Source organism: Faecalibacterium sp. 7 (genome assembly GCF_049562865.1).
Lineage (GTDB): Bacteria > Bacillota > Clostridia > Oscillospirales > Ruminococcaceae > Faecalibacterium > Faecalibacterium wellingii.
In genome coordinates this window covers 1,259,251-1,280,810 of the sequence record NZ_CP186911.1, presented here as the reverse complement: position 1 = coordinate 1,280,810, position 21,560 = coordinate 1,259,251, and the positions used below count along the sequence as shown (strand labels likewise).

At 60.6% G+C, this 21,560-nt stretch carries 19 protein-coding genes; 6 read left to right on the top strand and 13 right to left on the bottom strand.

Annotated features, from left to right (window positions below; translation table 11 throughout):
- Positions 1–20: 20 nt before the first annotated feature.
- The 10 genes from ACKXF7_RS06265 to rsmD all read right to left on the bottom strand — a co-directional run bounded on the left by ACKXF7_RS06265 (position 21) and on the right by rsmD (position 12,131).
- Positions 21–1,556, bottom strand: a complete 1,536-nt coding sequence (locus ACKXF7_RS06265) for a cell division protein FtsQ/DivIB (protein ID WP_423742441.1) — start codon at positions 1,554–1,556, stop codon at positions 21–23.
- Positions 1,557–1,586: 30 nt separating this feature from the next.
- Complete coding sequence (murG, locus tag ACKXF7_RS06260) at positions 1,587–2,714, bottom strand: undecaprenyldiphospho-muramoylpentapeptide beta-N-acetylglucosaminyltransferase (protein ID WP_423742439.1); 1,128 nt, start codon at positions 2,712–2,714, stop codon at positions 1,587–1,589.
- A gap of 43 nt (positions 2,715–2,757) precedes the next feature.
- Positions 2,758–3,996, bottom strand: coding sequence for an FtsW/RodA/SpoVE family cell cycle protein (locus ACKXF7_RS06255; protein ID WP_423742438.1), 1,239 nt, complete (start codon positions 3,994–3,996; stop codon positions 2,758–2,760).
- Between the two features lie 121 nt (positions 3,997–4,117).
- Positions 4,118–5,128 carry a glycosyl transferase family 4 gene (locus ACKXF7_RS06250; protein WP_423742437.1) on the bottom strand — a complete coding sequence of 337 codons (1,011 nt, stop codon included), beginning with the start codon at positions 5,126–5,128 and terminating at the stop codon, positions 4,118–4,120.
- Between the two features lie 29 nt (positions 5,129–5,157).
- Positions 5,158–6,540 (bottom strand): UDP-N-acetylmuramoyl-tripeptide--D-alanyl-D-alanine ligase, encoded by a 1,383-nt coding sequence (locus tag ACKXF7_RS06245; protein ID WP_423742436.1) that lies wholly within the window; start codon positions 6,538–6,540, stop codon positions 5,158–5,160.
- A 165-nt stretch (positions 6,541–6,705) separates the two neighbouring features.
- Positions 6,706–9,189 (bottom strand): penicillin-binding transpeptidase domain-containing protein, encoded by a 2,484-nt coding sequence (locus tag ACKXF7_RS06240; RefSeq protein WP_423742435.1) that lies wholly within the window; start codon positions 9,187–9,189, stop codon positions 6,706–6,708.
- Positions 9,190–9,315: 126 nt separating this feature from the next.
- Complete coding sequence (locus tag ACKXF7_RS06235) at positions 9,316–9,795, bottom strand: cell division protein FtsL (protein WP_423742434.1); 480 nt, start codon at positions 9,793–9,795, stop codon at positions 9,316–9,318.
- 35 nt (positions 9,796–9,830) lie between these two features.
- A complete protein-coding gene (gene rsmH / locus ACKXF7_RS06230) occupies positions 9,831–10,796 on the bottom strand; it encodes a 16S rRNA (cytosine(1402)-N(4))-methyltransferase RsmH (protein WP_348584914.1) in 966 nt (321 codons plus the stop codon).
- Between the two features lie 298 nt (positions 10,797–11,094).
- On the bottom strand, positions 11,095–11,556 hold the full coding sequence (locus ACKXF7_RS06225; protein ID WP_423742433.1) for an ATPase: 462 nt from the start codon (positions 11,554–11,556) through the stop codon (positions 11,095–11,097).
- The gene (gene rsmD, locus ACKXF7_RS06220; protein ID WP_249237384.1) at positions 11,553–12,131 is read right to left on the bottom strand and encodes a 16S rRNA (guanine(966)-N(2))-methyltransferase RsmD; all 579 of its coding nucleotides are present in this window, start codon (positions 12,129–12,131) and stop codon (positions 11,553–11,555) included. The genes ACKXF7_RS06225 and rsmD overlap by 4 nt, the downstream gene beginning before the upstream one ends.
- 189 nt (positions 12,132–12,320) lie before the next feature.
- On the opposite strand from rsmD, the gene ACKXF7_RS06215 reads away from it, so the two are divergent.
- From ACKXF7_RS06215 to ACKXF7_RS06195, 5 genes are all read left to right on the top strand, one after another.
- Positions 12,321–12,941 carry a flavodoxin family protein gene (locus tag ACKXF7_RS06215; RefSeq protein WP_249237385.1) on the top strand — a complete coding sequence of 207 codons (621 nt, stop codon included), beginning with the start codon at positions 12,321–12,323 and terminating at the stop codon, positions 12,939–12,941.
- A 234-nt stretch (positions 12,942–13,175) separates the two neighbouring features.
- Positions 13,176–15,587, top strand: coding sequence for a glycoside hydrolase family 2 TIM barrel-domain containing protein (locus ACKXF7_RS06210; protein WP_423742432.1), 2,412 nt, complete (start codon positions 13,176–13,178; stop codon positions 15,585–15,587).
- Between the two features lie 118 nt (positions 15,588–15,705).
- Complete coding sequence (locus ACKXF7_RS06205) at positions 15,706–16,101, top strand: hypothetical protein (RefSeq protein WP_249237388.1); 396 nt, start codon at positions 15,706–15,708, stop codon at positions 16,099–16,101.
- A 6-nt stretch (positions 16,102–16,107) separates the two neighbouring features.
- The gene (locus ACKXF7_RS06200; RefSeq protein WP_423742431.1) at positions 16,108–16,950 is read left to right on the top strand and encodes a DUF5685 family protein; all 843 of its coding nucleotides are present in this window, start codon (positions 16,108–16,110) and stop codon (positions 16,948–16,950) included.
- Between the two features lie 95 nt (positions 16,951–17,045).
- The gene (locus ACKXF7_RS06195) at positions 17,046–17,795 is read left to right on the top strand and encodes a DnaJ domain-containing protein (protein ID WP_423742430.1); all 750 of its coding nucleotides are present in this window, start codon (positions 17,046–17,048) and stop codon (positions 17,793–17,795) included.
- A 70-nt stretch (positions 17,796–17,865) separates the two neighbouring features.
- On the opposite strand, the gene ACKXF7_RS06190 is transcribed toward ACKXF7_RS06195, so the two are convergent.
- The 3 genes from ACKXF7_RS06190 to ACKXF7_RS06180 form a co-directional block, all read right to left on the bottom strand.
- Complete coding sequence (locus ACKXF7_RS06190) at positions 17,866–18,795, bottom strand: hypothetical protein (protein ID WP_339395064.1); 930 nt, start codon at positions 18,793–18,795, stop codon at positions 17,866–17,868.
- A 205-nt stretch (positions 18,796–19,000) separates the two neighbouring features.
- Positions 19,001–19,675: a GntR family transcriptional regulator gene (locus ACKXF7_RS06185; RefSeq protein ID WP_339395063.1), complete on the bottom strand. Its 675-nt coding sequence runs from the start codon at positions 19,673–19,675 to the stop codon at positions 19,001–19,003.
- 182 nt (positions 19,676–19,857) lie between these two features.
- The gene (locus tag ACKXF7_RS06180) at positions 19,858–20,493 is read right to left on the bottom strand and encodes a phosphatase PAP2 family protein (RefSeq protein WP_423742429.1); all 636 of its coding nucleotides are present in this window, start codon (positions 20,491–20,493) and stop codon (positions 19,858–19,860) included.
- Positions 20,494–20,631: 138 nt separating this feature from the next.
- Here ACKXF7_RS06180 and ACKXF7_RS06175 point away from each other — a divergent pair, with 138 nt between their 5' ends.
- Entirely contained in the window at positions 20,632–21,543 is a 912-nt protein-coding gene (locus ACKXF7_RS06175) for a Cof-type HAD-IIB family hydrolase (RefSeq protein WP_423742428.1), read from the top strand.
- Positions 21,544–21,560 lie beyond the last annotated feature (17 nt).

The following is a 21,560-nucleotide window of genomic DNA, read 5'->3' as shown; positions in this document are numbered from 1 at the left end:
CTCCTCAAACGGTCGTATTCTCACATGGGGTCCTGGGTCTCGTTGGCGGTCATGCGGGCGGGGTCGGTCAGCGGCGTTTCCTCCGCTGCAGCCGTATCGCCCGCAGGCTGGGCTGCGGCATCCTCTGCGCCGTCTGCCGTGGTATCATCGGCAGACGGTTCCTCGGTCTGGGCCGGTTCCTCCGGTTCCGGCACCACATAGCCGGAAGGCAGGGTCGGCTCTCCCTGTGCAAAATAAATTTTGCGGGTGCTGCCTGCGCTCACATGGCTGAAATCCAGCCTGCCGGTGTCGGTAGGGGCACAGCCCTTTCCGTCGGCATTGGTCAGCACATAGCGTGCGCGGTCCAGCTTATAATCCAGATCGTTCAGGGTGCCAAGCAGCACGCTGACCCGATCCTGATACAAAAATGCCACCTGATCGGTGTCCGCAAATTCCATGCGGGTCACATCATCCAGCAGTTCATATTCCTCCAGCTTTGCCTGCAGCGCCGTCAGGGTCTCCATCTTTTTGTCCGCTTCCTCCGGGCTGCTGGCTGCTGCGCTGTCCGACGCTGCCGTGCTGTCGGCGGCATCCTCTGCCGCAAAGCTCAGCTGCTCGCCGGGGGCAGTCGTTTTCGCCTCACCGCCGTACAGGGTCTTGAGTTCCTCCGGCTGGGCCGACCCGCTGGCCAGGATTTCTTTGAACTGATCCGAGAGGGTCAGCCACCCGCTTTGGGTCTGCATGGCGTAGGCAGGCACCGCTTCCGTCACCTGCACCACCACCGTGTTGGGATAATCCCGCACCACCCTGATGGATTCCAGCAGAGGGAATTGGCGTTCCAGCGCCGCCTCCTTTTCGCCGGGGTCAAAGCTGAAGATATTTTCCTCCGGCGCTACACCCAGCGCCTGAATGATCTCGCTGCTGGAATAGCCGCCCGCCTCCTGCACCACAGTGCCGTCCTCCGTCTGCACCTGAATGGTGCCGATCTTGAACAGCATGGTCATGGTCAGGTAAACACCGGCGGCGATCACGGCCAGCAGAGTCACAAAGGCCATCAGACGCCGCATCATCCGCCGCCGTTTCAGCGCGGCGCGGGTCAGGCGGCGTTTCTTGCGTTTTTCCCGCCGCACCGGGTCCCGGACCTGCTGTTGCTGCGCCGGGCGCAGGCGCTGATTTTTGTAGCGCTGGCGGGCGGCTCTGTCTGACGTCTGCCCAGTCTGCTGGCTCTGGGGCCTGCGCTGCTGGGGCCTGCGGGCCGTGCCGGAGCTGTTCCGGCCTGCAGACGCAGGGCGGGAACGCGGTGCGCTGCGGTTCTGGCCCTGACTGCGGGTGCGCGGGGCACTGCTCTGGGCTGTGCGGCGCGGCTGGGTGGGAAACTCGATGCTGTTGTCCGTCCGGGTCCGCCGGACGGTGCCGTTGGACGTCCGGTCCGGCGCAAAGCTCAGCGGCTCACCATTAAAGCCATAGCGGCTGTCGGTGCTGCCGGAGGTCTCCTTTTTTTGTGAAGGTGCCTGAGGACGCTGCAGATCCTTCCGCAGGTCGTAGATATTGCCGTTGTTTCCACCGGATCGCTGCATGGCGTGCACCTCCTTTCCGTTTTTTCCTCGTCAGTGCTTCTGCACCAGTTTCATCAGGGCAGCGGCAATACGGTCCAGACTGTCGTCTACCGACAGGCTGCGCGCATTTCTACCCATCTCGTCCAGCTTACCGGGCTGTGCCAGCAGATCAGCGACGGTGCCCACCAGCTTTTCGCCCGTCAGGTCTTTTTCCTCAATGACCACGGCGGCACCGGCCTTCTGCAGCTCCATCGCGTTGAAATACTGATGGTTCTCTGCCACATTGGGGCTGGGGATGAGCACCGCAGCGCGGCCCACGGCCTCCAGCTCGGCCAGCGTCAGCGCACCGGCACGGCTGATGACAAGGTCTGCCGCTGCCAGCAGCTCCGGCATGTTGTTGATGTATTCCTTCACCACAAGGCTGCTGCCCTCGGCAAAGTTCTTTTCCTTTTCCAGATCCTTGAACAGCTGTACGCCGTACTGACCGGTGGCATGCAGATGCAGCACCGGCTTGTGCTCCTGCTGCTCCCATGCGCACAGGTCGGCCACCACCTCATTGACGCGGCGTGCGCCCAGACTGCCGCCGAAGGAAAGCACCACGGTGCGGTCGCCTGCGCCAAGCTCGGCACGGATGGCATCCCGCTCCTTTGCCTTTGTGAACACCTCCGGGCGCACCGGGTTGCCCACCACGATGGTCTTATCGGGTGCTCCCAGCTTTTCCACAGCGGCGGGCACAGCGGCGAACACGATGTCCACATCCGGTGCCAGCAGCTTATTGGTCACGCCCGGAAAGGCGTTCTGTTCATGGATGGCGGTATGGATGCCCATTTTTGCAGCACAGCGCACCACCGGGCCGGACACATAGCCGCCGCAGCCGATCACGAGATCGGGCCGGACTTCCCTCATGATCTTCTTTGCCTTGGGGCCGGAAAGGGCCAGATTCCACAGGGTGACGATGTTGCGCCTGATGTTGTTCAGCGACAGTCTGCGCTGGAAACCGGTGATCTCGATGTGGTGGAACGGATAGCCCGCCTGCCCCACCAGACGGTACTCCATGCCCTCCCTGCGGCCGGCAAAGTGGATCTCGGCAGAAGGATCTGCCTTTTTGATGGCACCTGCAATGGCAAGTGCCGGGTTGATATGGCCGGCAGTGCCGCCGGCAGCGATAAGAACTCGCATACTGATCTCCTCCTATATGTGTCCGGCCTTTGCCCGGAGCCTCTCATTTCCCGTTCTGTGCACGGCGGGCATCCTCCAGATTGATGGTCCTGCTGGCCCGTTCGGCCTCCTGCGCCGCACGTTCTGCCTCCCGCCGGGCGTGGTCTGCAGCCCGCTGCTGGGCCGCTCGTTCTCCGTTGCGTCCAATGTTCACCATCACGCCCATTTCTGCCAGCAGCAGGATCAGGCTGGTGCCGCCGGACGAAAAGAAGGGCAGGCTGATGCCGGTGTTCGGGATGGTATTGGTGACAACGGCGATGTTGCAGAACACCTGCCATGCAATCTGTGCCATAATGCCGATGCCCACCATGGTGCAGAACTGATTCTCGGCCTTGTAGGCGATCAGCAGGCCCTGCACGATGAACAGGATAAACAGCACGATGATGAGCGTGGCCCCGATGAAGCCCAGCTCCTCGCATACCACGCTGAAGATAAAGTCGTTGGTGCTCTCCGGCAGCCAGAGCTGCTTTTCCACGCTGTTGCCAAGGCCAAGGCCCTTCAGGCCGCCGGAGCCAATGGCGTACAGGCTCTGTTTGGTCTGGGGGTTCAGTTTTTCCAGATCGTCCGACCATGTTTTCAGGCGTTTTTGCAGGTACTCAATCGAGTTCACATGGGTCAGCAGTGTTTCCAGCAGCAGCGCCGCAGTGCCTGCTCCTGCCCATGTAATGATGCCGCCGCTGCCGCTCATCATCAGGATGGTGCCCACGATGGCGGTGGTCAGCAGGATGCCGGACATGTGCGGTTCCATGATCAGCAGCACCAGCACCGGTACCAGCGGCAGCACCGGCAGGATCATCTGCCGCACGATGCGGATGAACAGCCAGTCCTTCAGCCGGACCTTTTCTTTCAGGGACGGACGGAACCGCCCGATCTGCGGTGCACTGGACGCCAGATGCGCCGTGAGCAGGATCATCTCAAACTTAGCCACCTCAGAGGTCTGCAGGGTCAGTCCTCCCAGACGGATCCAGCGGCGGCAGCCGTTCAGCGGCGGAAAGGCCAGCGTAGCTGCCAGCATGAGCAGCACAATCCAGTAACACGGCTTGCACGCCCAGCGCAGAAAGCGGTGATCCACATAGCTCATGGCTGCCATGCATCCGATGCCAATGGCCATGCAGAGGATCTGCTGCTTGATGTAGTGCAGGCTGTCGCCCATGCGCAGGTAGCCGGTGGTGTAGCTTGCGCTGTACAGCATCACAAGGCCAAACGCCATAATGACCGCCAGCGTTGCCATCCAGTTGATCACCAGCCGGCTCCACGGTCCCGGGTCCCGCTGCAGCGGCGGGGCCCATGTCGTCTCTTTTTGTCTGTATTGTCTGCGGGCGGCTTCCATTGCCCTTCCCCCTCGTTTTTTCAGAATAAAGCGCTCAGGCCCAGCGTGCCAGACGCACGGCCAGCGCCAGCCCGCACACGCTCAGGGCGCACAGGCTGTAAAAAACATTCACCGCGCTCAGGCCGCGCTTTTCCAGCCAGCGATGCAGCGGCGCAGCCGCGAACAGCGGCCTGCCCCGGCGGCGGTAAAACAGGATCTGCAGCGCCACCATGCCGCCTTCCAGCCAGAAGGGCAGCGCCAGCGGGACGCTGAGCTCTGCATAGCCGATGCACAGCGGGATACAGCCGATGGCTCCCGCCGCAAACAGACACCCGCATTTGCCGGGGTGCAGCTTTGCCGGCGGGAAATCCCACAGCAGAAAGGCCATCAGTGCTCCGGCCAGCGCTGCCGGGAACACCGCCAGCGGGAACCATCCCAGCTGCGTTTCCAGCATCATCAGGCCCAGCATGGCCACAAAGGCCGTGCCGCACACCGTGCCGTCCGCGCCGTCGGCCACGCGGGCCGCTTCGGCCAGCGCCACCAGCAGTGCGCCCCACAGCAGCGGCGCCGGAGCAAACCGGATATAGCCTGCTCCCGGCAGGACGAGCCCGGCAGGCAGGCAGCCGCTCAGGGCAAGCAGTCCCAGTACCAGAGCCGCAGCAGCCGCTTCCAGCGCAAGGCGCGGTGCACGGCGCATGCCCAGCGCCGAACGGCTGCGGATGCACGCAAGATCATCTGCCACGCCCACAGCACCAAAGGCAAACGTGCCCAGCAGCGCAATGAGCAGCCGGGACATCATCTGCCGGTCGCTGCCAAGCAGGGAGGGCTGCGCGGCACATGCCGCCAGCCATCCAGCACCCACTGCAGCCAGCGTGCCCACCATCAGGCACAGCCCGCCGATTGTGGGCACAGGCTCTTCCGGTTCCTTCCGGTCGGTCTCCTGTTCCGGCTGCGCGCCGCGCATCGTGCGCTGCAGCTCCCGCAGCAGCGGCACCATCAGATTGCCGAGCGCCGCCGTCAGTGCAAAACCCAGTACCGACGCGGCGATCAAGGCGAAACGAATCATTTTTCAGTCTCCAAATTCATGCCGAAATGTTATTCTTCGGCATCTTTCTGCTCTGCGTAGAAAATTTCCAGCACTTTTTCCAGAGCCATGCCGTGGCTGGCCTTCACCAGCAGTGCATCGCCAGGCTCCATGCGGTCCAGCAGAGCGTCCGCGGCTTCGCGGTAGCTGTTTGCATGCAGGGTCTTGACCCCCTTGGCCGCAGCCACCACAGCTGTGCGCTTTGCATTTTCGCCGTAGGTCACAAGGCAGTACAGATCGCTCTCTGCGGCCAGACGGCCCAGCTCCTCATGGGCTTCGCGGGAAAGCTCGCCCAGCTCCAGCATATCGCCCAGCAGGGCAAAGCGGCGCTTGCAGGGAAACTCCCTGAACATGGCAAGGGCAGCCTTCATGCTGTCGGGGTTTGCATTGTAGCAGTCCTCAATGACAGTAACGCCCTTGCTGTGCACCACCTTCTGGCGGCGGCCGGTCTGCTCAAAATTGGAAAGGCCCTTGATGACGCCGTGCGGGTCGCAGCCCAGACGGGTGGCGGCGCAGTAAGCAGCCAGTGCATTGGCAACATTGTGCCTGCCCATGGCCGGGATCCGCACCACAAAGGTGCCCTCTTCCTGATCTTCCAGCACAAAGCTCATGCCGTCAGTCTCCTGCCGGATGGACAGCGCACACACGTCCGCATTCTCGTCCGTCAGGCTGAACCATACCGGGCGCACATGTTCCGGCAGCTTTGCCTTGCGCAGGAAGGGATCGTCATAGTTCAGCACCAGCGGTGCGCCCTCGGGCAGGCCGGCGCAGATCTCCAGCTTTGCCTTGCAGATGTTCTCCTGACTGCCCAGATTCCCGATGTGGGACACGCCGATACAGGTGATGATGCCCACATCCGGACGGGCGGCACGGGCCAGACGGTCGATCTCGCCCGCATGGCTCATGCCCATTTCAATGACCGCATACTCGGTGCTGCTGCCAATGCGCATCAGGGTGCGGGGCATGCCCAGCTCGTTGTTCTGGTTGCCCTCGGTCTTGATGGTCTCGCCAAAACCGGCAAGGGCCGCATAGGTCATCTGCTTGGTGGTGGTCTTGCCCACACTGCCGGTCACACCCACCATCTTGGGGTGATACTGGCTGCGGTAGTTGGCGCCCATCACCATCATCGCGTGGTAGCTGTCCGGGCAGAGGATGGCCTTCTCTGCAGGAACGCCCTCCACCGGGTGGTTCACCACCACGTAAACAGCACCGTTTTCCAGTGCCTTTGCCGCAAAGTCGTGGCCGTCAAATTTTTCGCCCGGGAAGGCCACAAAGATGCAGCCGGGCCGCACCTCGCGGCTGTCGGTGGTCACAGACTCCACCTGTACCTCTTCCGGGATGGAACCCGCGGGCACCAGCCCTGCCAGAAGCTTGCTTGCAGAAATTTTTTCCATTGGTTCTTTCCCCTCTCTTTTATCTTGTAAAACCCTCCCCCGAAAGGGGAGCTCTTTTGCATCTTACGATAAAGTGCAGTTCTTCAGAAGATTCACTTTACCGTACCCACTCATAAAGCCCGCCCTTCGGGAGAGCTGGCGCGCAAGCGCCTGAGAGGGTTCTTGTTACCCACAGGTAATGGTCACGATGGTGCCGCGCTGCACGCTGGAGCCGGGCTCCTCGCTCTGCGCCTGCACCGTGCCGCCTGTATTCCCCTCTACCACGCAGTTCAGTCCGGCAGCGGACAGCATCTGGCGGGCAAAGTCCGCGCTCTTGCCGGTCACATCCGGCACCTCGGTATGGCTGCCCTCGTAGGTATCGGTATACAGATACACGGTGGTGCCATAGGCCACCTTTGCACCTGCATGGGGATACTGGTAGGTAACAGCTGCTGCCGCCTGACTGGCTGTGCTTTCGGCCAGCTGATGCTTGAGGCCCTTGATGTTCAGCTGCACCTGTGCGCTGCTCCACTCGGTGCCCACCAGATTCGGCACCGTGACCACCGTCTGGCTGCGATCCTCGCCGTCGGCGGCAATGCCAAGGTACGGCGCGATCTCGCTGATGATGTTGCCCACAACGGGAGCCGCCAGCAGGGACGAATAGTCCGTTCTGGCGTTGTTGGGGTCATCCAGCATCACATAGACGATGATCTCCGGGTCGTCGGCGGGCAGCACGGCGGCAAAGGATGCCACCTTCTTGTAGTCGCCATCAGCGCGGCGGTCCATGTTCAGCTGTTCGGAAGTGCCGGACTTGCCGCCGATGCGGTAGCCGGACACATAGGCGTACTTGCCGCCGCCGGTACCGGCACCCACCTCATATTCCATGATCTGGCGGATCACGTTGCTGGTGCTCTCGCTGACCACCTGACGGCGGACATTGGCGCCGATCTCCTCAATGACGTTGCCGTTGGCATCGGTGATCTTATCCACGACATGGGGCGTGACCAGATAGCCGCCGTTGACCGCTGCTGCCACCGCCGTGCACATCTGCAGCGGGGTGATCGCCATGGCCTGACCAAAGGCCGAGGATGCCAGCTGCACTTCGCCCAGCTGGCTGCCCTTGTAGTACTGCATAAAACCGGTCTCGCTGGGCAGGTCCACGCCCGTGCGGTCGGTGAAGCCAAAGGCGTCAAAGTAATTGTAGAACGTCTGAGATCCAATCCTCTGGCCCAGCTGGATGTAATAGATATTGCAGCTCTGGCGCAGGGCATCGGCCAGATTGATGGTACCGTGGGCCTTGTGGCCTGCACAGTGGTAGGTCTCCTTGGCCACGCCGTAGGCACCGGCGCAGGTAAAGGTGGTGTTGATATTCGCCAGACCGGAATCCACGCCCATGGCCGAGGTGATCACCTTGAACACGCTTCCGGGGTAATACAGCTCGGTGATGGTCTTGTTCTTCCACTGGATATCCCGGAAGTAGCCGGAATAGTCCGCTTCCTCGTCCAGAATGCGGTTGCCATTTGCGTCCTTGAGCTCGTTGCCGTTTTCATCCTTTTTGTAGATGCCGTACAGCTCCGGCTCAGCGTGCACCAGCTCGTTGAGATAATCCAGATTGGCACTGTAATCCAGCGGATCGTTGGGGTCAAAGTCCGGCTTGGAGGCCATTGCCAGAATGGCACCGGTCTTGACATTCATCACGATAGCCGCGCCGCGGTTCTCCACCGTGTTGGCTGCAATAGCTTCGTTCAGATACCGCTCCACGATCTCCTGCACGTTCACATCCAGCGAAAGCACCAGATTGCTGCCGTCCTTGGCGGCAAAGGTGGTGGCATTCTCGTCCGCAATGGCATTGTTGTAGGCATTGCGCTTGGTGATGGTGCGGCCGTCCACACCGGCCAATGTGGACTGATAGGATTTTTCCAGTCCGTAGGTGCCGATGCCGTCGGCATCCGTAAAGCCCAGCACCGCCGCCGCAAATGCCCCGTAGGGATAATTGCGCTGAAAGCTCTTCTCGCTGCCCACCGAGATATTTCCCTTGCGGGATGTGCCATTGGCACGCTTGTGCGCCTTATTGAACTGCGAAACATACGATTCAATGGACAGCTTGACGGCGTTGTTCACCTTGGTGGCCAGCACCTGATATCTGGTGTCGGTTTTGGAAAGTGCATCGTAGATCTTCTGGTACTGGGTCTGGTACGCCTCCGACGAGGTATCCACCGCGTCCAGACTCTCACCGTCGCCGGAGAGCAGGCGCAGGGTCAGCTCCCGGCTCACCTCGGCGCACATGGCGGGGTCCAGTGTGCGCACCTCGTTGTCCTCTTCGCCGGTGGAGGTGTACAGGATCTTGCTGTTGTCCGGGTCGGCCCAGATGGTCCACACCACACTGGTGGAAGCCAGCGTGATGCCGGAGGTATCATAGATCTCGCCGCGGGTCGCCTTGATGGTGGTATCCAGCAGCTGCTGCTTTGCCGCCAGCTGACGGTAGGTCTCGCCGTTCCGGATCTGGATGTTATACAGGCTGTAGGTCACACGGATGGCCGCAAGCCCCATGATCGCAAGGGCCAGACCGCCGCAGAGCAGGCTGGTCTTGAGGTTCATGCGGGCACCGGCACCGGTATCCGGCCATGGCCCTTTTATTTTTTGGGTGATCTTTCGGAAAAATTTTGGCATGGTATGCTCCTGCGGCAAAAGGCAGTTTCTGCTTTCCGCCGCACTTTTATTGGATTTGAAGTTTTTTTGCAAAGGGGGCATAAAACCGAAAAAGCGTGCGCCGCCGCACGCTTTCCCGTACCTGATTCACCTTATGGTGCCAAGAATGTTCACTGCTCCGTTATAGATAAAGTCGGTCCACTGCCGCACCGCGGACTGGGTACGCTCCAGCGTATCGCTCTCGCCCAGACGGATGTAGGTGATCTGGCTCTGGTCGATCTTCATCAGGCCCAGACGCCCGGCGGTTTCCTCCACGCTGGTGATATTGGTCTTGCTGTTCAGGGTGCTGTTGTAATAAGTATACTGGCTCTGCTCGCTCACCAGCTGTGCCTTTGCATCCTGGATCTGATCGTTCAGCTCCACCAGCTGGGATTCGCTCCACAGCAGGCTGATGGCAAAGCCCACCAGCAGCGCAGCTGCTACCAGATGCATGGCATTGTGCACCGCTGCCTGCAGCGGCGTAAGACGGCGCTTGCCGCCCTTTGCAACACGCAGGTTCGCCTTGCGCTGTGTCTGCGGGGCTTTTCTGCGCCGCACTGCGTTATAATCATATGCTGCCTGACCCATGGCTTGCTCTCCTCCTCACAAAACAGGTATTCTGTTCAGCATTTTTCCAAAACTCTCAGGTGGGCAGAACGGCTGCGCCGGTTCTCCTCCAGTTCCTGACTGTTTGCCTCAATGGGCTTGCGGGTGACAAGCTTTGCTTTTGCCTTGCCCCCGCACACGCACACCGGAAACTCCGGCGGGCAGGTACAGGCTGTGGACCAGCGGCGGAATTTGTTCTTCACCAGTCTGTCCTCCAGCGAGTGGAAGGTGATCACACACAGCCGGCCGCCCGGCGCAAGGTGATCAAAAATGGTATCCAGCCCTTCTTCCAGCGCATCCAGTTCATGGTTCACTGCAATGCGCAGCGCCTGAAAGGTGCGGCGGGAAGGGTTCTTGTTCTTGCGGCGTTCTGCCGGCGGCATGGCGCTGGCCACGATGTCTGCCAGCTGCAGGGTCGTTTCAATGGGAGCGTTTTCTCTTGCTTCCACGATCCTGCCTGCGATCTGCCATGCAAATGGCTCCTCGCCGTAATCCCGCAGGATGCGTGCCAGCTCTTCGCGGCTCTCGGTGTTCACAAGGTCTGCCGCCGTCTCGCCCTGCTGGCTCATCCGCATGTCCAGCGGTGCATCTGCCCGGTAGGAAAATCCCCGGGCTGCATCGTCCAGCTGATGGCTGGAAACGCCAAGATCCAGCAGTGCGCCGTTGATCTTGTCGATGCCAAGGCTTTCCAGAGCTTGTCCCGCATAGCGGAAGTTGATCTGCACCACCGTAGCGGGCAGGCCCGCCAGACGGGAACGTGCGGTCTGCACGGCATCCGGGTCCTGATCCAGCGAGATCAGGCGTCCGCCCTTTGCCGCATCCAATCGCAGGGCGATCTGGCGGGAATGTCCCGCGCCGCCCGCCGTTCCGTCAAGATAAGTGCCGGCCGGGTCGATGGCAAGACCCTCCAGACACTCGTTCAGCAGGACCGGGATATGCTCAAACGAGGCCGGGTCAAAGGCTGCTTGTGTTTCAAGTTCCATCGGTACGGCCTCCTTTCTTCGTTCATGGCTTTGTGCATCAGAGGGCTGTGCGCGCAGTGCACGCTTTCACCCGATGACACAACTTTATTGTAGCAAATCAAGCCCTTGAATGCAAGGGTTTCCGTTTTCGTTTTTCCTGCAAAATGTAACAAAAAAAGCCCCTGCCAGCCGTCATTTTTGCCTGCAGGGGCTTTGTTATTCCGGGGATGTGTAATTTGTGTGTGAGCTTGTGGGTGCAGAGCCTCTCTGCCCGGCTGTCCGGCGCTTTTGCTGCGGTGTCATATCATGCAGCCGCAGTTTATCCGTTTTTCTTGGCATTCTGGCGCAGATTTGCCCGCACATTTTTCACCTGTGCCGCATTTTCCACCATGGTCTCCTCGGTGTTGCGGAGCATATTGTCGCAGTAGTCCGTCACGGTCTGGCGCAGGGTGCGCACCTCATTCTGGGCTGCGGTGGTCATCTCCGCGGCACGCTGCTGCGCCGCCTTTACGATTTCCGCCTCGCTGGTCAGGATGCGGGCTCTTTCCTCCGCCTTTTTCACGATGACCTGTGCCTGCGCGTTGGCCGTTTCCACGATCTGAGCGCGGTCATTCACGATCTGCTGGGCCTGCCGCAGCTCACCGGGCAGGTTTGCGCGGATCTCGTCCAGCAGATCACGGATCTGCTCCACGTCCACGATCTTCTTGCCGCCGGACAGAGGGACATTTGCGCCTTCCTCCAGTGCATCCTCAATGGTATCCAAAAGTTCGTTCACATTCATAGTGCTTCTCCCTTCTGCTCATCACCGGCCGGCTGCATAGGCTTTGTGTACTTCCACAGCAGCACTCTGCCGTACTTGTACTGCTTGCGCAGGGTCAGGCCGCCTGCCTCGGCCGGCAGCACGATGCCCGTCTCGCTCTCGCACAGCACGATGCCGCCGGGTGCGGTGCATTTGTCCACCGCCGGCAGGATCTTTTCCAGCGTACCATTGCGGAAGGGCGGGTCCAGCAGTACGATGTCGAACTGCTCCCGGCAGGCGGAAAGATACCGCGCAGCCTCGCCGATATTGACGCGGCTGCGGTCGAACACGCCGCAGGCCTTGCAGTTGCGCATGATGATATTCACTGCCTCGCGGTTCTCGTCCAGAAACACGCAGCGCGCCGCGCCGCGGCTCAGTGCTTCAATGCCAAGCTGGCCGCTGCCCGCATACAGGTCCAGCACCCGTGCGCCGGGCAGGTCGAACTGGACGATGCTGAACATCGCCTCTTTTACCTGCGAAAGGGTGGGCCGGGTCACATCTGTTCCCGGCAGGGCCTCCAGACTGCGGCCCCGGGCTTCTCCTGCGATCACGCGCATGTTCTCTCTCCTCCTCCTTGCAGCCGGAAGATACAGCTGCAAACACATTTTTGTATCACTTTATTATCACCCAACTGCATATTCTTGTCAAGAGCCGCGCGTTGCGCCGCCTGTCGGTTTGTGCTACAATAAAACCGGCAGCGCCGGGCTTTTGCGGCGCATTCTGGACACCAAAAGGAGAGTATCTGCATGAAAGTTCTGCTCATCAACGGCAGCCCCCACGAAAAGGGCTGCACCTATACCGCCCTTTCTCTCATCGCAAAGGAACTGAACGACGCCGGTGTGGACACCGAGATCCTGCATGTCGGCGGCAAGCCCGTAGGCGGCTGCATCGGCTGCGGCGGCTGTGCCGCAGGCAATGGCTGCGTGTTCGGCGGCGTGGTCAACGAAGCCATCGAGAAGGCCAAGACCGCTGACGGCTTTGTGTTCGGCAGCCCGGTGCACTATGCATCCGCTACCGGCAACATGACCAGCTTCATGGACCGCCTTGCCTACGCAGGCGGCAGATATCTGGCCTACAAGCCTGCCGCCATCTGCTGCTCGGCACGCCGCGCCGGTACCACCACCACGCTGGACCAGCTGGTGAAGTACCCGCAGTTCTTCCACATGCCGCTGGTGAACGGCTCCTACTGGGCCATGGTGCATGGCTCCAACGCCGAGCAGGTCCTGCAGGACGCCGAGGGCTGTGCCGTGATGCAGGAGCTGGGCCGCAACATGGCCTGGCTGCTGCACTGCATCCAAGCCGGAAAAGCCGCCGGTATTGAGCACCCGCAGAACCCCAAGCGGCCCATGACCAACTTTATCCGGTAAGAAAACGTTTTTCCGCAGTTTACACATCGGGAAGTTCCGCAGAGCTTCCCGGTGTGCTTTTTTATGCAGAAAAGACAGCAGGGCCTGCACGGAACGCAGTTTTTGTTTGCACTCTTCTGCTTTTCGTGCCAAAAACAGCAAAAAACCTTTTCCAAGCGCCTTCCGTATCTTTTTTCGTTCATATCTTTATGTTACTATAAGATGTAAAGTGATTTTATCAGATGGAGCGCTGCTATGGAACACTACGATTGGAATGAAGGCTGGCTGTTCACGCCCCGGTTCGACCCGGCACTGGTGCGGCCGGAATGCGAGCTGGAACTGGAGCCGGTGCGCATCCCCCATACCGTGCGGGTGCTGCCCTACAACTATTGCAGTGAAAATGAATACCAGTGTCTGTGCGGCTACCGGCGGGAATTTTTTGCGCCCAGAGAGTGGGAGGGCCGCACCGTGCTGCTCACCTTCGGTGCCATTGCCCACGATGCTACCGTGTTCTGCAACGGGCGGCGGCTGTTCCACCACGGCTGCGGCTACACCGCCTTTACGGTGGACCTGACCGGCGCACTGCACTTCGGCCAGAAAAACGTGGTGGCCGTGCGCTGCGACAGCCGCGAGGACTACCTGAACATTCCTCCCTTCGGCGGGCAGATCGATTATCTGACCTACGGCGGCATCTACCGTGCTGTCAGTCTGGACATCAAGGAGCCCGCTTACCTGCGGGATGTGTTCATTGAGGCAAAGGCCGAAGGCGATTTCCGCATCTATACCTCCACCGTGGGCGAGACCGTGGGCTGCACCCTGCAGGCCGAGATCCGCAGCCCCTCCGGCAGCCGCGCCGCCTACAGCGGCGAGCTTTCACTGCCCATCACCGGCGTGCTGAACGGCGTGCATCCGTGGAGCGTCGAGCATCCCACCCTGTACACCCTCACGGTGCAGCTGATCCGTCCCGGCTCTGCCGGTCTGCCGGACCGCGTGCTGGACGAAAAGACGGTGCGGTTCGGCTTCCGCACCGTGCAGTTCGTGGCAGGCGGGCTGTATCTGAACGGCCAGCGGGTGGAGCTGCGCGGCCTGAACCGCCACCAGAGCTTTGCCTATCAGGGCTATGCCATGCCGGACAGCATCCAGCGGCTGGACGCTCAGATCCTGAAAAAAGATCTGGGCTGCAACGCAGTGCGTACCAGCCACTACCCCCAGAGCCCTGCATTTCTGGACGCCTGCGATGAGCTTGGCCTGCTGGTGTTTACCGAAATGCCCGGCTGGCGGTACATCGGCGATGAGAGCTGGAAGGCGCAGGCCCTGCAGAACTGCCGCGAAATGGTGTGCCAGTGCCGCAACCACCCCAGCATTTTTCTGTGGGGTGCCCGGGTGAACGGCAGCGGCGACGACGAAGCTTTCTATAAGCGCACCAATGAGGCCATCCACCGGCTGGACCCCACCCGCCCCACGGCAGGTGCACGGAACCACCGCAAAAGCCAGCTTCTGGAGGATGTGTACGCCTACAACGACTACTCCTGCCGGGGCCGCGGTGCCGCCTGTGAAGCCCGCGCCGCAGTGACCCCCGACACCCGCAAGGGCTACCTGATCAGCGAATTCGGCGGGCAGCAGATGCCTACCAAATCCTTTGACGACGAGACCCATCGGCTGGTGCAGGCGCTGCGCACCGCCGCCGTGCTGAACGATTCCATCGCGCAGCAGGGCGTGGCCGGCAGCTTTGGCTGGTGCATGGCCGATTACAACACCCACCGGGAATTTGGCAGCGGCGACCGCATCTGCTACCACGGCATGCTGGACATGTTCCGCAACCCAAAGCTTTCCGCAGCCGTGTACGCCAGCCAGAAGACGCCGCGTTCCCCTTCGGACATCGTGCTGGAGGTCTCTTCCGGCATGGCGCTGGGCGATCTGCCCGGCGGCGCGCCTACGGCCTGCTGGGTGTTCACCAATGCCGAAAGCGTGCGGCTGTACCGCGGCAACGATTACATTGCCGCGTTCTCGCCCGACCGGCACGGCCGCTTTGCCGCCATGCCGCACCCGCCCATTGAGATCAACGATTTTGTAGGCTCTCTGCTGGAAAAGTACGAGGGCATGGACTCGCCTTCCGCTCAGGCCGTTGCGGCCATCCTGAATGATATGCGCCGATGCGCCATGGAGCTTTCGCCGCTTTCCAAGGCGCGGATGCTCTCGCTGCGGCTGAGCTGGAACGAAGTGGCCCGCATGTACTGCAAATACATCGGCATTCTGGGCAGCCCCAGCCCCGTGTACCGCTTTGAGGCGGTCTGGCACGGCCGGGTCGTGGGCACAGTGGTGCGGGAGCCGGTGCAGAGCGTCCGGCTGGAATGCACCGTGCACAATCCCATCCTGACCGACGGTCCCACATGGGACTGCGCGGCTGTCAGCCTGCGTGCCATCGACCAGAACGGCAACCTGCTGCCCTACTGCGGCGAGGCTGTCCAGCTGCGTGTGGACGGCCCGCTGAAGATCGATCGGTCCCAGCGTGGTGCCGCTGCGCGGCGGCATGGCAGGCACCTACCTTGCCACCACCGGCGAGGCGGGCCGCGCCGTGCTGCACTGCCGCATGGAGGGTGCGCTGGACACCGACGCCGTCCTGACCATCCGCAGCCGGGAGAACGGTTAATCTCCGTCCCTTCATGATAGATTTGCACTCTGTTCAAAATTTCATCATGGTTGGCTGGTATCCTAAGAAATGTAAAATAACAGCGGGCACATCCCGCTTTCCGCTTTGATTCCAAAACAAAAGGATGCAGGACTTATGAAAGAAAAATTCCGTCAGTTTATGATCGGCCGCTACGGCACCGATGGCCTGAACCAGTTTCTGAGCATGGCCTCCATCGTGCTGCTGCTGCTCTCGCTGCTCACCCGCTTCAGCCTGTTCACCTGGCTGGGTCTGGCGCTGCTGATCCTGTGCTACTACCGTTCCCTCAGCCGCAATATTTCCAAGCGCACCGAGGAAAATTACCAGTACTACACCCTGAAGGACCGCATCGACCGCAAGTTCCACTCCCTGAAAGATCAGTGGGCCAACCGTAAGATCTACCACTACTACCGCTGCCCCAAGTGCCGCCAGAAGCTGCGCGTGCCCCGGGGCCGGGGCCGTATCCAGATTTCCTGCCCCCGCTGCGGCACCCAGTTCATCAAAAAGAGTTGACCGGACATGTTTGGTTATGTTGTTCCCAATCAGGCTGCGCTTTCGGACGAGGCGCAGAAGCGCTACCGCACCGCCTACTGCGGGCTGTGCCGCCGCATCGATGCACTGCATGGCCTGCGGGGTCGCTTTACCCTGAGCTATGATCTCACCTTTCTGAATCTGCTGCTGTGCAGCCTGTACGAGGGCGAGACCGAAGCTTCTTCCGGCCACGACCGGTGCCCCATCCACCCCTTGGGCGGTGTGGAATGGCGGGCGGCCTCCCCCACCGATTACTGTGCAGATCTGAGCGTAGCTTTGCACTACTACAACGCCGAGGATAAATGGAAGGACGACCGCAGCCTGCTGGGCCTCGGATACGAAAAGCTGCTTACCGGCTGCAAACAGGACGCCGAGAGCCGCTGGCCCCGTCAGTGCAGCGCCATCCGCACCTGCCTTGACCGGCTGGCCGGATACGAAGCTGCCGGTAGCGAGGATCTGGACGCAGTGTCCGGCTGCTTTGGCGCGCTGATGGCTGAGTTGTTCGATTACAGGCAGGATCACTGGTCGCCGGAGCTGCGCAGCATCGGCTTCCATCTGGGCAAATTCATCTACCTGCTGGATGCCTACGACGATCTGAAGCGCGATCAGCGCAAAGGTGCCTACAATCCGCTGAAAAGCCTGAGCACCCAGCCCGGCTATGAAGAGGAAATGAAGGAGATCTTTGAGCTGCTGCTGGCGCAATGCGCCCACAGCTTTGAGCGTCTGCCCTGTGTAGAGGATGCAGACCTGCTGCGCAACATCCTGTATTCCGGCGTATGGCTCAAATACAACTGCAAGACCGCAAAGGATGCCCGCAAACGGCAGTCTTGAGCGGTTTTGCTTGATTTTTGCACGGCAATACGGTAGACTATAAACGTTATGCCGCAATGGCGGCTGCATGAAATGAGACGTGAGGAAGTATATCCATGAGAGATCCCTATGAGGTGCTGGGCGTTTCGCGCGGCGCAAGCGATGACGAGATCAAAAAAGCATACCGCGCCAAATGCAAGCGCTGGCACCCGGACCTGAACCCCAACGACCCCACCGCCGAAGAGCACTTCAAAGAGGTGCAGGCGGCTTATGACGCCATCACCAAAGGCGAGACCGGCCCTCAGGGCGGCAATCCCTACGGCAGCTACCAGCAGGGCTACGGCCAGCAGAGCTATCAGCAGCAGGGCTACCAGAACGGTTACGGCGGTTTTGGCGGCTTTGATGGTTTTGACGGCTTCGACCCGTTCGGCTTCGGGTTCGGCTTCGGCGGGCAGCAGCAGGGCTACGGCCAGCAGGGCGCCAGCTACTCCGGCTCCGACAGCCCGGAAATGCAGGCCGCCCGCAACTTTGTGGTCAATGGCCGCTACGCGGAGGCCCGCCGGGTGCTGGACGGCATGACCGGACGCAATGCACGGTGGTATTATCTTTCCTCCCTTGCCAATCAGGGTCTGGGCAACCGCATCGATGCGCTGCAGGATGCCCGCCGCGCCGTGCAGCTGGACCCCAATAACACCGAATATCAGATGCACCTGCGCCGGATGCAGAACCCCGGCCAGACCTACCGCACCACCCAGACCACCTACGCACGCCCCGGCGGCCTGATGCAGTGGTGCTGGAGCATGATCCTGCTGAACCTGTTGTGCAACTGCTGCTGCGGCGGCTGGGCCTTCCGGTTCCGCATGTGATCCATTTTTTCCGCAGGATACAGCAAGGCCCCGCACCTAAAAGGTGCGGGGCCTTGTTTTTGTTACAGCATTACTTTACGATGATATTGCGGCTGATCTTGCTGCAGTTGTAATTGCCGCCGATCTCTGCCGTCTGCGTATAGGTGCCCGGCTTGGTGGGCAGCTCGCTGGTGCTCTCGGTGAACCAGCCCTGTTTCTTATAGGTATAGCGGATCTTGTCGGTGGGCACCACCTGACCATCCACCTCCAGCACGGCTGCTTCGTTGAAGGCTTCCAGCTCTTCGGCGGTCATTGCCTGTTCTGCCTGCTGGGCCCAGTACATGCGCACACCGTCGCGCTTGGGCTTGATGCGGAACATGGCAAAGCCTGCCGTGTTCATATCGCTGCTTTCCAGCGCCAGCGCACCCGCCACATAGTTGCCGGAATCCACCGGCTGCTCGTCCAGATAAATGCGGCTGAATGCCCCCTCCGGCAGATACTTGCGGATCAGGTTCAGTGCAAGACGCAGGCCGTTGGACACCTGATCGATGGTGGGCACATAGAAGTGCAGCACATCCATCACCGAGACGACCTCATCGGCCACCCGCAGCAGCACGCCGACGTCGTTGCCGTCGATCAGCTGCTTGAGGTAATTGTACACATTGAACTCTTCCACCTGATCTGGCGTCTTGGACATCACCCGCGGCAGGGGGATCATTTTGAGCAGGGTGCGGATCTTATCTGAGAGCATCAGCGTCACATAGCCGTTTGCCTCGCCGCCAATACCCACAACGACACCGATATACTGGGTATCGGCAGGGGTGGTCTGCACTTCCAGTTTATAATCCGAACCATAGACAAGGTTGCCCGTAGCCTTGATCCGGATGGACACTATTCCGTTTTCCTGTTCCACTGCTGCGGTCTGCTGCGGCAGTGCGGCGGCAGCGAACACCGGTGTTGCTGCTGCGCTGAGCATGAATGCCGCTGCCAGCACAAAGGATATCAATCGTTTGGCCTTCATCGTATAAGACCTCCTGTCTTTCAAAGGATCACGCAGCCGTACCCACCGGCACGCTGCATCGGGAACCGGCATGATGCCATGCCCTGTTGTACTCCGATTTTACCGCAAAACGCTGTTTCGGTCAATAACTGGATTCAAGTGATTCAAATATTTTATATTTTCGCACAAAAGAGGGCCTGCCTTCGCAGCAGGCCCTCCCGGCTTGTCATTCATCGATAAAGTATTCCGGATGGATGCTGCGTGCCTGCGCCACCGACTGCTTGTACCGGCTCAGGTGGCTTTCCAGTGCTTCACTCACATCGTCCGGGCTGCCGTGCAGCAGCGCTTCCAGGATCGCTGTATGGGTGGCGCACACCGACTTGTTCTCCTCGGTCTGCAGGCTGAACTTGCGGATGCGCTCCACATGCTGCAGACTGGCAAGCATGTAGTCATAGTGCGCCGCCATCCCGATCAGCTCAAAGGATCTGCGGTGGAACGCATTGTCCAGCTCCAGCAGCCGGGTGGGGCGGTCAGGCTGGGTCAGATCTGCTTCCAGCACGCGGTAGTCCTCGATGTTCCTGCGGTATTCCGCTTCCTGCTGGGGCGTCACATGGCCGCGCAGCCGGTTCAGGATCTCCTTTTCCAGCGTAAAGCGGGCAAACTGCTCCATTTCCATCAGCCGCAGATTGATGGGTGCCACATGGGTCCCGCTCTGGGGCTTGATGTCCACCATGCGGGCCAGATTGAGCATCAGCAGTGCCTCCCGCATGGGGGTGCGGCTGATGCCAAGCTCCTCTGCCAGTTCACGGTCATTCAGTGGGTCGCCGGGCTTGAGTTCCATGGTGATGATCCGGCTGCGGAGGGTCTGGTAGGCCATTTCACGCGCACTCAGTGATGCCATACGGTCTCTCTCCCTTCAGGGTGAAGAATTGATATACTAGTATTGAAGTTGTAAGACCATATTACCCAACCTGCTGGCGGCTGTCAAGTGTAACGGCAACTAAAAATCGCCCATTTTTTTCTCTGTTTTGTCCATTTGTCCGCGCCCGTGCGCAAGAAAAGCCCCCGGCCGGGGGCTTTTGGTCATTTTCCTGCAGGGCGGTACACCACCGGCACCCACACGAAGGCCACGGCCAGACCGCACACCACATCTATGATGGAGTGCTGTTTGGTGAACACCGTGGAAGCGCAGATCAGCGCCGCCCACACCCATGCCAGCACCTTCAGGGCCGGGCGGTCCTTTGCCAGACGGCTGTTGGTGAAGGCCAGCGCCATGCAGGCCGAGCTCTGGCAGTGGATGGACGGGCACACGTTCACCGATGCATCCGCCTTCCAGATCAGATTCAGGATGCTCATGGCAATGTTGCTGCGCTCTACATCTTCTGCCGTGGGGCGCAGTTCCAAGCCATTCGGCAGCAGCATATAGAGGATCAGGCAGAAGGTCATGCCCGAGAACATGGTCAGGCAGAGCTTATCATAGCTTTGAGTGTCGCACCACCACAGCAGCGCCGTCACCCCGGCCAGCAGCAGAAACCAGCTGCAATACGGAAAGATGAACCACTCGTTGAAGGGGATCCGGTCGTCGATCCTGCTGTGGATGATGTATTTGGGATCTGTGATGGTAAGGTCCAGCCAGAAGAACCAGATGAGGTACACCACCCAGTACAGCTGAAACCACAAATGCGGGCGGCACTGGGCCCGCAGCTGCTTGCGATTCATGGTATTTCTCCTATAATTTCAATGTGTTGACGTATGATTATACCACATCCCGCCATCTTGCGCAAACTCCTGCGGTGCGATAAAATAGACAGAGAGCTTTTTCCTGTGAAAATTGTACCGATTATAAAAGGAGCCTTTATGTTGCAAAGCTTTCCTTCTGTCCGCCTTGTTGCGCTGGATCTGGACGGCACTCTGCTGAGCCGGAACAACGAAGTCACCCCTGCCACCCGCGAAGCCATCGCCCGCGCTGTGGCGCACGGCGTGGCCGTGGTGCCTGCCACCGGCCGTCCGCTGGCCAGCCTGCCGCCTGTGGTGGCAAAGCTGCCCGGCATCCGGTATGCCATCACCTCCAACGGTGCGGCCGTGTGGGATCTGGGTGACGACCCCATGGGTGCTGTATACAGCCGCTACTCCAATGCCGCCCAGCGCCATACCAGTGAGCCCACCTGCCTGCTGCACCGTCTGATGCCGACGGAGACTGCGCGGGAGGTCTTTGCCCTGTTCCAGCAGTACGATGGTGAACTGAGCGTGTTCTGCAATGGTCTTGCCATCAAAACGCCGGAGGGCATCGCAAAGCTTGCCTCCCGCACCACCCACTTTCTCTCCTCCGAGGCCCGGCAGGACCTGACCGACGGCCGCTTTACCGTCATCCCCGGCATCGAGAGCTGGATGTCCCGCCACGCCCACGAGATCGAGAAGCTGTGCATGTTCTTTGACAGCATCGAAAAGACCGCCGCCGCTCTGCCGGGATTTCAGGCCACCCCGGGCGTGGAGGTGGTGCAGGGCTCGCCGGACAACATTGAAGTGACCGCTGCCGGTGTGGACAAGGGCAGCGCCCTGCTGGCTCTGGCCGACCGGCTGGGCATCCCCCACGAGAATACTCTGGCGGTGGGCGACAGCGAGAACGACCGCGCCATGCTGGAAAAGGCGGGCATTGCCGCCGTGATGGCAAACGGCATGCCCCAGATCAAGGCGCTGGGCGACCTTGTGAGCGAGGCCGACTGCGATCACGACGGCGTTGCAGAGCTGTTCCGGAAGCTCGGCATCTGAGTAAACAGGGGCAAACC

Bases quoted from the DNA above. Each gene is read 5' to 3' on its own strand.
- ACKXF7_RS06180 (WP_423742429.1), bottom strand. From the start codon at position 20,493: ATGAATCGCAAGCAGCTGCGGGCCCAGTGCCGCCCGCATTTGTGGTTT.
- ACKXF7_RS06205 (WP_249237388.1), top strand. From the start codon at position 15,706: ATGAAAGAAAAATTCCGTCAGTTTATGATCGGCCGCTACGGCACCGAT.
- ACKXF7_RS06265 (WP_423742441.1), bottom strand. From the start codon at position 1,556: ATGCAGCGATCCGGTGGAAACAACGGCAATATCTACGACCTGCGGAAG.
- ACKXF7_RS06240 (WP_423742435.1), bottom strand. From the start codon at position 9,189: ATGCCAAAATTTTTCCGAAAGATCACCCAAAAAATAAAAGGGCCATGG.
- ACKXF7_RS06190 (WP_339395064.1), bottom strand. From the start codon at position 18,795: ATGAAGGCCAAACGATTGATATCCTTTGTGCTGGCAGCGGCATTCATG.
- ACKXF7_RS06200 (WP_423742431.1), top strand. From the start codon at position 16,108: ATGTTTGGTTATGTTGTTCCCAATCAGGCTGCGCTTTCGGACGAGGCG.
- ACKXF7_RS06235 (WP_423742434.1), bottom strand. From the start codon at position 9,795: ATGGGTCAGGCAGCATATGATTATAACGCAGTGCGGCGCAGAAAAGCC.
- ACKXF7_RS06175 (WP_423742428.1), top strand. From the start codon at position 20,632: ATGTTGCAAAGCTTTCCTTCTGTCCGCCTTGTTGCGCTGGATCTGGAC.
- ACKXF7_RS06215 (WP_249237385.1), top strand. From the start codon at position 12,321: ATGAAAGTTCTGCTCATCAACGGCAGCCCCCACGAAAAGGGCTGCACC.
- ACKXF7_RS06185 (WP_339395063.1), bottom strand. From the start codon at position 19,675: ATGGCATCACTGAGTGCGCGTGAAATGGCCTACCAGACCCTCCGCAGC.
- ACKXF7_RS06210 (WP_423742432.1), top strand. From the start codon at position 13,176: ATGGAACACTACGATTGGAATGAAGGCTGGCTGTTCACGCCCCGGTTC.
- ACKXF7_RS06195 (WP_423742430.1), top strand. From the start codon at position 17,046: ATGAGAGATCCCTATGAGGTGCTGGGCGTTTCGCGCGGCGCAAGCGAT.
- rsmH (WP_348584914.1), bottom strand. From the start codon at position 10,796: ATGGAACTTGAAACACAAGCAGCCTTTGACCCGGCCTCGTTTGAGCAT.
- ACKXF7_RS06245 (WP_423742436.1), bottom strand. From the start codon at position 6,540: ATGGAAAAAATTTCTGCAAGCAAGCTTCTGGCAGGGCTGGTGCCCGCG.
- ACKXF7_RS06225 (WP_423742433.1), bottom strand. From the start codon at position 11,556: ATGAATGTGAACGAACTTTTGGATACCATTGAGGATGCACTGGAGGAA.
- murG (WP_423742439.1), bottom strand. From the start codon at position 2,714: ATGCGAGTTCTTATCGCTGCCGGCGGCACTGCCGGCCATATCAACCCG.
- rsmD (WP_249237384.1), bottom strand. From the start codon at position 12,131: ATGCGCGTGATCGCAGGAGAAGCCCGGGGCCGCAGTCTGGAGGCCCTG.
- ACKXF7_RS06250 (WP_423742437.1), bottom strand. From the start codon at position 5,128: ATGATTCGTTTCGCCTTGATCGCCGCGTCGGTACTGGGTTTTGCACTG.